This is a genomic window from Actinomadura sp. KC216, assembly GCF_004348535.1.
GTDB lineage: Bacteria > Actinomycetota > Actinomycetes > Streptosporangiales > Streptosporangiaceae > Spirillospora.
Window position 1 is genome coordinate 1 of sequence record NZ_SMJX01000323.1, and the last position, 9,071, is coordinate 9,071.

At 71.0% G+C, this 9,071-nt stretch carries 11 protein-coding genes; 2 read left to right on the forward strand and 9 right to left on the reverse strand.

Going from position 1 to position 9,071, the window contains the following annotated elements:
• Window positions 1-107 precede the first annotated feature (107 nt).
• From E1264_RS35265 to E1264_RS35305, 9 genes are all read right to left on the reverse strand, one after another.
• Entirely contained in the window at window positions 108-410 is a 303-nt protein-coding gene (locus E1264_RS35265) for a hypothetical protein (protein WP_207936639.1), read from the reverse strand.
• A 136-nt stretch (window positions 411-546) separates the two neighbouring features.
• The gene (locus tag E1264_RS35270) at window positions 547-717 is read right to left on the reverse strand and encodes a BldC family transcriptional regulator (protein WP_243711362.1); all 171 of its coding nucleotides are present in this window, start codon (window positions 715-717) and stop codon (window positions 547-549) included.
• Window positions 718-785: 68 nt separating this feature from the next.
• On the reverse strand, window positions 786-1,199 hold the full coding sequence (locus tag E1264_RS35275) for an ATP-binding protein (RefSeq protein ID WP_132180640.1): 414 nt from the start codon (window positions 1,197-1,199) through the stop codon (window positions 786-788).
• A gap of 193 nt (window positions 1,200-1,392) precedes the next feature.
• Window positions 1,393-2,100, reverse strand: coding sequence for a GntR family transcriptional regulator (locus E1264_RS35280; RefSeq protein WP_207936640.1), 708 nt, complete (start codon window positions 2,098-2,100; stop codon window positions 1,393-1,395).
• Entirely contained in the window at window positions 2,100-2,630 is a 531-nt protein-coding gene (locus E1264_RS35285) for a UTRA domain-containing protein (RefSeq protein WP_243711361.1), read from the reverse strand. The genes E1264_RS35280 and E1264_RS35285 overlap by 1 nt, the downstream gene beginning before the upstream one ends.
• Window positions 2,631-2,805: 175 nt before the next feature.
• On the reverse strand, window positions 2,806-3,921 hold the full coding sequence (locus E1264_RS35290; protein ID WP_132180646.1) for an FAD-dependent oxidoreductase: 1,116 nt from the start codon (window positions 3,919-3,921) through the stop codon (window positions 2,806-2,808).
• Between the two features lie 50 nt (window positions 3,922-3,971).
• Window positions 3,972-4,823: an RNA polymerase sigma factor SigJ gene (gene sigJ / locus E1264_RS35295; RefSeq protein ID WP_132180648.1), complete on the reverse strand. Its 852-nt coding sequence runs from the start codon at window positions 4,821-4,823 to the stop codon at window positions 3,972-3,974.
• Between the two features lie 11 nt (window positions 4,824-4,834).
• A complete protein-coding gene (locus E1264_RS35300; RefSeq protein WP_132180650.1) occupies window positions 4,835-5,221 on the reverse strand; it encodes a YchJ family metal-binding protein in 387 nt (128 codons plus the stop codon).
• A gap of 20 nt (window positions 5,222-5,241) precedes the next feature.
• Window positions 5,242-5,733, reverse strand: a complete 492-nt coding sequence (locus tag E1264_RS35305) for a 4Fe-4S single cluster domain-containing protein (RefSeq protein WP_207936642.1) — start codon at window positions 5,731-5,733, stop codon at window positions 5,242-5,244.
• A 172-nt stretch (window positions 5,734-5,905) separates the two neighbouring features.
• Between E1264_RS35305 and E1264_RS35310 the strand changes: the two genes are divergently transcribed.
• Entirely contained in the window at window positions 5,906-8,098 is a 2,193-nt protein-coding gene (locus E1264_RS35310) for a serine/threonine-protein kinase (RefSeq protein WP_132180654.1), read from the forward strand.
• Window positions 8,085-9,071, forward strand: a 987-nt coding sequence (locus E1264_RS35315) for a serine/threonine-protein kinase (protein ID WP_207936644.1), incomplete at its 3' end; no start/stop codon positions are given. The genes E1264_RS35310 and E1264_RS35315, both read left to right, overlap by 14 nt.

Below are 9,071 nucleotides of genomic sequence, written 5' to 3' on the forward strand. Positions count from 1 at the left end.
CACCGGTTCCACCGCCCCGGCCCCGGCCAAGACGACACCCGTCACAGCCGACGCTCCATCCCGGCCGCCGACCTCCGCGAGACGCCCCATCGCCTGCTCCCAGTGCTTCAGGCCCATTCCCTGACCGGGAAAAGGCGGTGCTTCAGCAACACATCCAGTGCTTGAGCCGCCGCTTTGACGTCTCCGCACGGCGAGATGAACCCCGTGCGCCCGTTTCCCGCCTCGAAGTACCCCCATGCCTCGCCCGGCAGCGCCCGCACCGTCACCACGGCCCCGATGTCGTCGGCATGCCCGCTGGCGTAGACCCACAGCAGCGGCACCGGAAACCTGAACTCCCGCCTGTCGTACAGTGCCACGCAGCGCCAGCCCAGGGGCATCATGGCCACCCGCAAGACTTCCAGTCGCCGCACCGCCACGTCATGGCTTCCGAGCGTTCGGGCCTCCAGGACCAACCACCACCGGCTAACCCTCTCGACCGCACCTCGCACCACCGCGAATACCTCTCCCGTTTTGATCCTCTGCACCTGTGGCCCGGCTTGCCCCGTCTCATTTGCCGATCCGTGCGTCGCCCCCGTACATGAGGTATTCGACCTGCTGACGGCTGAAGCGGCGGACATTTCCGGGCGTGCGAATCGAGGCCAACTTTCCGTCGTTGGCCCAGCGCGTCACGGTCTTGGGGTCGACGCAGAACATCTTGGCCACGTCACTCGGCGTCATGAGTTGGCCGGGACCGAAATCCCATCCGTCAATGATCAGCGGCCTATTGATCGTCCGCCTATTGCTGGTCATGGGGTCCCGTCTCGTTGAACGTCACTTCGGCGGGCGGTCATGTGGGGCGCGGGAGCCTTCCACTCCGCGAAGACGACCTTCCCGCCTTTCCCTTCGTCGCGCACCGTCCCCCACCGGGCGACCAGTTCCCCGACGATCATCAGTCCCCGCCCGCTCAACGCGTCCCGACCAGGGCGGCCCACCACTGGAACCGTTTCGTCGCCGTCCCAGACCTCCACCACGTAGGCGCCGTCGTCCGCGTACGCGTCCACCCTGACCTCGTCCGTGCACGCGTGCCGGACGGCATTGGTGACCAACTCCGAGACCACCATGCGCACGGTGTAGTCATCGACGGGCCATTCGGCGGCGATCTCCGCAACGTGATCCCGCGCCGTCTTGATCTCCTCGACGTCCGGCTTGAACGCGATCATGTGACCCGCCCCCAACGTGCTGAGTACCTTCGGTTGGCGCGACTTTAATGGATATCGCGATAAGCACACAAGTGGTGCGGATGAAGACCTGGCCCCAGCGCGGGGGTGTAGGTGGTCAGGCGGGCAGGCGGTAGACCAGTTCGTACAGGTGGGAGCCCTTGAAGACCTGGCCCCAGCGCGGGGGTGTAGGTGGTCAGGCGGGCAGGCGGTAGACCAGTTCGTACAGGTGGGAGCCCTTGACCAGCACCGAAACCTCGACCGGCCGGTCTTCGTGTGAGTAGGCCACCCGGAACTGACGGATCACCGGGACGTCCGGCAGCGCCAAGAGGTCGATCTCTTCGTTCGTTGGCATCCGCGTGGACACGGCGTCCACGAAGTGCTGCAGCTCGTACCCCAGGTCGGCGAGCACGCGGGGAGCGCCGCCGGGGATACGCCGCGATCCGGCGAGCTCGGTACCGGCCGCCAGCTCCAACGGGTAGTACGAGCGCTCGAGCTCCACGGGCCGACCGGCGTGCCTCAGCAAACGCCGCCGTAGCAGCACCTGCTCTCCGGCGTCGATATTGAGCGCTTCCGCAACCTGGTTCGATGCGGGGACCTCGTCGACTTCCAGCAGCTCGTAGGAGTAGCCGCCAGGGGTCGGCGAGAAGTAGACGCCGACGTCCACGCGGAACGGCTGGCGGTCCCGGACGAAGACGCCCTTGCCTTGACGGCTCATCAGGTAGCCCTCGGCTTTGAGCACTGCCAAAGCCTTCTGCACGGTGGTGTTGGCTACGCCGAACTCCGTGACCAGATGTGCTGTGGAGGGCAATTGCGTTCCCGGCAGCAGATCCCCGCCCATGATCCGAGCCCGCATCTCCGCCGCCATCTGCTCGTACGGCGGACGGTCATCCGCTCGTTCCATCAACGCTGCGGACCCGCGACGAGCCGGTACCGCAGGTGGCGGCCCTCGGCGACCATCACCATCACCGAAGCCTCGAATGCCACACCGTCAGTGTTCAGACAGGTGCGCGACAGAACGATCACCGGGGTACCCGACGCCAGTTCCAACTCGGCGGCCTCGGTGTTCGTCGCACCTCGGAACACGATGTCCTCCCGAGCCTCGTGCACGGAATAGCCCATGTTCGCGAGCAGGGTCACGGCCCCGCCCTTGATCTTCCCCATGCTAGCCAGAGCCGTCCCCTCCGCGATCTCGGCTGGATACCAGGAGTCGGTCAGCTCCACGGGTTGGCCGTCGAGGAGCATCGTTCTGCGCCGTACCACCGCAGAAGCCCCCGGATCGAGACTCAACGCCGTGGCCACGTCCGGGGGTGGGATCTCTGTCGTCACGTCCCGCAGCCGCTGTGTACCGACCCGACCAGCCTCTGCGGCCTCTTCGCTCCAGGCGTCGACCTCGCCCTCTTGCCGAGGAGACAGGTACGGCACCGAACTCACGTTCCACACGTCACTCCGCCTTCCGCAGTACTTCTCGCGAAAACCATTATGGCTCTGTGATCCCCACCAGCGGGCTGGCGAGGCGATCGTCTGCGTCGGCGGCCATACCCGGCGACCGGACTTCTGCCTGTATGAGCCTGGCACCGTCCCAGCGTGGTGCCAGGCTCAGCCGAGGTCAGAAGGGGATTGGGGTTGTGATTGCTCCGGCGTGGGCGTAGATGGTTGCGGCGTCGTCCAGGGGTGGGTGGATCACGTCCATGATCCAGCGCTTGACCCATTTGCCTTCGGAGCCGGTGAGGGCGATCAGGCGATCCCAGCCGCGGGCGTAGACGGCGCCTGCCGCGCCCAGGTCCAGGCCTGTGACGTATGGGGCTGGGGCGAAGTCGACCCACGGGATGCCTAGCAGGTCGGCCGCCGCGTTGTGTCCGGCTGTCTTGCCCATCGGGACTGCGTGCTGGCAGCTCTGTGCCGTCCAGTGGCCCTCGTCCGCGCGGGCTGCGGCGACGTCTCCGGCGGCGAACACGTCGCCGTCCACCCGGAGGTGCGGGCCGACGATGAGGCGTCCGAGGCGGTCGCGGTCGCCGGGGATCTGCGCGGTGAGAGGGCTCGCCTGGAGCCCCGCCGTCCAGACGACCGCGTCTGCGGGGATCGAGGAGCCGTCGGCCAGGACTGCGCCGTTCTCTGTGACCTCGGTGACCGTTGTGCCTAGTCGGCGTTCGACGTTCAGGTGGTCTAGGGCCACCTCGATTGCGGGGCGGGGGCCTGGGCCCAGGTCGGGGGCTATCTCGTGCGCTTGCTCGACTAGGACGACCCGTCCCCGTCCGGCGAGTTCCGTGGCGATTTCGAGGCCCGCGAAACCGGCGCCGACTACGACGACCGTATATCCGTCGCGATTTCGCAGGTGGCCTCTGAGGCGTTGGGCGGCGGGCAGAGTGTCCACGTCGAACAGGCGGTCGGCGCCTGGGATGGCGGGGCGGACGAGACGGCTGCCCGCGGCGAGGACCAGGCGGTCGTAGGCGATCTCCGTGCCGTCCGCGGTGACTCGGTGGGCGTCCACATCGATGTCCTGGACGGCGGCGCGGACATGGTCAACCCCGATCGGGCCCAGGAACCGCTTCAGCGCGACGGCCGCCCGCTCGGGGTTCGGCTCGTACAAGCGGGGCCGCAGGACAAGGTCCGCATCGGGCGCGATCAGCGTAATGCGCAGGTCGTTTCCCCCGCGCACCCGGGCCGCGGCGGCGGCGCTCCATACTCCGGCGAAACCGCCTCCGACGATCACCACGTGCGGCATCTCTTTCTCCCCCTCCTGTTGGTGTGCGGCAGGGAGACAAGACGGGCGGGTCAGATGTGACCGAGCTTCTCCGGGTTCGCCACGCGGCGGACGGCGGTGATCCGGCCGTCGTCGGCGATCTCGACCGTGTCGATCCAGAGGACGCGGCCGTCCCGATAGGTGGCGAGCGCGAGTTCTCCGTTGGTCTCGATGATGTCGATTCGTTCGGCCCGGTAGTGCGTCGGGACGCTGGCGAGGAGACGGGCGATGCGTGCCGCGCCGGACACGGGACGCCGGGACGCGACGACCTTTCCGCCGCCGTCCGCGACGTATACGGCATCCGGGTGCAGGAGCTTCACGAGCTGGTCGAAGTCGCCTTGTTCGGTCGCCGCGCGGAACGCCGTCAGCGCTCGCTCGCGTTCGGCGCGGCTTGCCTTCGGGTGTTGGTCGCGGGCGTCCGCCACTCGTTTACGGGCCCGGGACGCGAGTTTGCGGGACGCCGCTGACGAGTTCCCCAGCACTCCGGCGACCTGGTCGAACGGGACGTCGAACACGTCGTGCAGGACGAACGCCACCCGCTCCGGCGGCGTCAGCTCCTCCATGACGAGCAGCATCGCGGTGCTTACCGACTCGTCCGCGATGACTTGTTCGGCGGCGTCAGGGCCGGTGGGCAACGGCTCGGGGAGCCAAGGGCCGGTGTACGTCTCGCGGCGGACGCGTGCCGACTTGAGGACGTTGTACGCCAGCCGGGCCGCGATCGTGACCAGCCAGGCGCGCGGGTTCGCGACGTCCGAGCGGTCGGCGGCCTTGGCCCGCAGCCACACGTCCTGGACGACGTCCTCGGCCTCCGCCACGCTGCCGAGCAGCCGGTACGCCGCACCGAGCACCGCGGGACGGTGCGCCGCCCAGTCCAGGTCGTCCACGCCAGCGGAGCCTACCCGGCTGGGATGATCTTGCCTCGGACGTAGACCCACCGGCCGTCGTGCCGGACGAAGCGGCTCACCTCGTGCAGTTCTCCGGGCTGCGATCCGGCGAGGTAGTGGGCGCGGAACTCCACGACGCCCTTGTCGTCGTCCGGGCCGCCGTGCTCCTCGCGGACGATCTCCAGCCCCGTCCAGCGCAGGCCGTCCTCGAATCCGACCCGCTCCGGACGCGTCGCCGGATGCCAACTGCTCAGCAGGTACGCCTCGTCCTCCCTGGCGAACGCACTGAACCTCGACCGCATCAGCTCCGCGGCGGTCTCGGCCACCGCCTCGCCGCGGTGCAGGCGGCCGCAGCAATCCCGGTAGCGGTCACCGGCTCCGCATGGACATCTGGCCATCCCCACATTTTGCCTGCCCGCTACACGAGGTCCGACGTTGTGTAGCGGTCGGTGAACAGGTGGACGGTCTTGTTGGACGAGCCGCGCAGCCCCCGCCGGAGACGCAGGTCGCGCTCGTACCGTCCGGCGACGAGGACGTCCACGCGCTCGCGCAGTGCCGCCGCGCCCGGCATCCGGACGATCTCGTCCCAGCCGAAGCCGGTGAGCACCAGCGCCGACAGGGACGTCTCCTCCCGGATGCGCCCCAGCAGCCGCAGCAGCGGCCGGAACTGCTGCAGCGGCTCGCCGCCGGTGATCGTCACGCCCTCGATCCGGCCGCCGAGCACGGCGATGTGCGCGAACATCTCGTCGACCGTGACCTCCAGGCCGCCGCCGGCGTGCGTCTCCGGGGCGAAGCAACCAGGGCAGGCGAGGGTGCAGCCCTGCAGCCACACCACCGCGCGGGTTCCGGGGCCGTTGGCGCGGCTGTACGGCTCGAACGCGTGGACCCGCAACGGACGCGGCGGACGCACGGGACGCGTCCCACCGCGCGGCGGATTTCGCCCGGGACGTGGGCGTTCGCCAGACACGCCGTATTTTTCGCGTTCGTCGGTCACTCCCCGATTTCACCGCCGTTGCGGCGAGACCGGTCCCGGGGCACTCTCCGCGACTATCGTGCAACTGATCGGATTCGGGAGGGGGACGGTGTTGCAACCGCTTCAGGGCGCCGACCCCGACCGGATGGGCCCGTACCGGCTGCTCGGTCGGCTCGGCGCGGGCGGGATGGGCGTGGTGTATCTCGGGCGGTCGCCGAGCGGGCGGCCCGTCGCGATCAAGGTGATCCAGCGGAGGTTCGCGGGCGAGCCGCGGTTCGCCGCCCGGTTCCGCCGGGAGGTCGCCGCCGCCCGCCGCGTGACCGGCGCGTTCACCGCTCCCGTTCTGGACGCCGACCCCGACGCGCCGACGCCGTGGCTCGTCACCGCCTACCTGCCGGGGCTGTCGTTACGCGAGGCCGTGACGCGGTTCGGGCCGCTGCCGCCGCCGGCCGTCCGTCCGCTGGCCGCCGGGCTGGCCGAGGCGCTCGGCGAGATCCACCGCGCCGGTGTCGTGCACCGCGACCTGAAACCCGGCAACGTGATGCTGACCGCGGGCGGCCCCAGGGTGATCGACTTCGGCATCTCCCGGCCGGAGGACGCGGTGACCATCACGCGCGCGAACGCGCCCGTCGGAACGCCCGGGTTCATGGCGCCCGAGCAACTCCGGGCCGAGAAGGCCGAACCGTCCGCCGACATCTTCGTCCTCGGTGCGACGCTCGCGTACGCCGCCACGGGGAAGGAGCCGTTCGGGGACGGGCCCATGGAGTCGCGCGACCTCCGCGTGCTGAACGGGCGGGCCGACCTCGGGGGGATCAGCGAACCCTGGCTCCTCGACCTGATCGGGGCGTGCCTGCGGCTCGATCCGGGGAGCCGCCCGTCCGCGGCGGGAGTCCTCGAACGGCTCGGACCGCCGGGCGACGACGCGCCGTCCCTGCTCGGCACCCGCTGGCTGCCCGCGGCCGTCGCGGAGGAGATCGACCGCCGCACCGCCGAGGCCGCGCCGCTGGAGCACCCCGCGGCGCCCCCGGCCCCCCAGAGCCTTGCCCTCAACAGCGTCGCGACGTCCGACACCGGCGCGGGCCCCGGTGGCGACGGCCCGGGAACGGAGCCCCCGCCCCCGCCGCTCGGAACGGGCCGCCGGACGCTCCTCCTCGGAGCCGGTGCCGCGCTGATGACCATGACCGGGATCGGGTCGCTCATCTGGCGGCTGACCGACGACGACCGCGACCCGAAGCGCGGCCCCGCCGCCGCGAAGCGGTCCGGCGCCCCGGAGACGCCCCAGGGGCCGCCGCCCGACGGAGCCGCGCGGTGGAAGCGTCACGTCAGCAAGAAGGGCAGGTACCTGGAACTCGCCGCCGGGGGCGGGGTGGTGCTGGCGAACGGCGATGACGGCAACGAGATCCTCCACGCCCTCGACCCGCGCACCGGCAAGATCAAATGGACGCGCGACGGCGGTATGCGCGCCACCCCGCACGGCGGCGTCACCTACCTGGCGCAGGCCGAGGGCCAGCAGATATGCGCGGTCCGCACCACGACCGGCAAGACCCTGTGGACGTACGACCTCTCCTTCAAGGAGAGCGGCCCGACCGACGAGCTGGCGATCACCGACTCGGTCATCGTGTTCGGCATCGACGAGATCACCGCGCTGAGCCGGTCCAACGGGCGGCGCCGCTGGACCTCGAAGCTGCCCGGCCGGTACGGGGTCTCCGGGGTGGGCGACCTCCTGATCCTCCTGGCGGGGGACGCCCTGGTCGGCATGGACGCCGCGTCCGGCAAGACCAGGTGGAGATACCCGATGGACTACCCCGACTTCCAGGTCGTCGGCGACGGCCTCGTCTACGCCGTCGACCGGTTCGGAACCATGCATGCCGTGCGGACCGACAACGGCGCGCGCGTCTGGCAGCGGCCGAACATCAGCGGCTGGGGCAGCCAGGCGGGCGGTGGCCGCTGCTTCCTCGAAGCGGCCGACGGCGAGATCCTGGCCCTGGACAGCGCGACCGGCAAGCAGCTCTGGTCGCGCGAGCTGCTGTCCCGCCGGACGGACGACCCGCGCGGCCAGGCGACCGCGCTCGGCCTCGCCGGGCCCACGCTTTACGTCTCCTGCACCGATGGCGTCCTCTACGCGCTGAGCGTAACCGATGGCCGCATCCAGTGGACGTACGGCGACGACGCACCCAACCGCACCCGGCCCGTGACCGCGGACGGGCTCGTCTTCATCGCGACGGAGAACGGCGACGTCCGGGCCGTCACGCCACCACCCGCCACACCGCGCACAGACGGAGGACCACGTGCGACCCCTTGAGCCCGACGACCCCCGCGAGGTCGAGACCGGCGGACGCCGCTACCGCGTCCTGGCCCGTATCGGATCCGGCGGGATGGGCGTCGTCTACCTCGGCCGCTCCGCCGCCGGACGGGCCGTGGCCATCAAGATGGTGCATCCCGAGTTCGCCGCCGACGACGAGTTCCGCGACCGCTTCCAGCGCGAGGCCGCCGTGGCCCGGAGGGTCGGCGGCGGGTTCACGGCAGCGGTCATCGACGCCGACCCGGGCGCCGAGCTCCCTTGGCTGGTCACCGAGTACCTGCCTTCGGTGTCGGTGCGCGACGCCGTCCGGTCGTCCGGGCCGCTCGCGGTGGACGCGGTGTGGGAGCTCGCCGCCGGGATCGCGGAGGCGCTCGTCTCGATCCACGAGGCGGGCGTCGTACACCGGGACCTGAGCCCCGCGAACGTCCTGCTGACCGCGGACGGCCCGCGCGTCATCGACTTCGGCATCGCCCGCGCGATCGAGGCGTCGTCGGTCTCCCGCCCCGGCACGCGCGCGGGCGCCGCCGGGTTCATGTCGCCGGAGCAGGCGGCGGGGGAGCCGATCGGCGCGTCCAGCGACGTCTTCTCGCTCGGGTCGACGCTGGCGTTCGCCGCCACGGGACGGGAGCCGTTCGGCGACGGCGTGTGGCATGTGAAGCTGCGCCGCGTCCAGTCCGAGGCGCCCCGGCTGGACGGGATCGGCGACCCTGAGCTGCGCGCGCTGATCGAGACGTGCATGGAGCGCGACGCCGCACGCCGCCCGACCGCCGCCGACCTGGCCGAGCGCCTGGCCCGACGCCGCACCGAACGGGCCGCCGGACCCGGGGAGGGGAGCGCCGCGTCGCTGCCGCCGGCCGTCGCCGCCGAGATCGCCAGGCGGCGGACGGCCGCCGAGAACCCGCCCGTCCCGCGCCCCCGGCTGGAACCGCCCGTCGCCGCCACCCCTGCGCCGCCGGGGTCCGCGGGCACTCTG

What these genes read in the sequence shown, in the direction of transcription:
- E1264_RS35270 (WP_243711362.1), bottom strand. Translation starts at nt 717, where the DNA reads ATGACGCCGAGTGACGTGGCCAAGATGTTCTGCGTCGACCCCAAGACC.
- E1264_RS35275 (WP_132180640.1), bottom strand. Translation starts at nt 1,199, where the DNA reads ATGATCGCGTTCAAGCCGGACGTCGAGGAGATCAAGACGGCGCGGGAT.
- E1264_RS35280 (WP_207936640.1), bottom strand. Translation starts at nt 2,100, where the DNA reads ATGGAACGAGCGGATGACCGTCCGCCGTACGAGCAGATGGCGGCGGAG.
- E1264_RS35290 (WP_132180646.1), bottom strand. Translation starts at nt 3,921, where the DNA reads ATGCCGCACGTGGTGATCGTCGGAGGCGGTTTCGCCGGAGTATGGAGC.
- E1264_RS35300 (WP_132180650.1), bottom strand. Translation starts at nt 5,221, where the DNA reads ATGGCCAGATGTCCATGCGGAGCCGGTGACCGCTACCGGGATTGCTGC.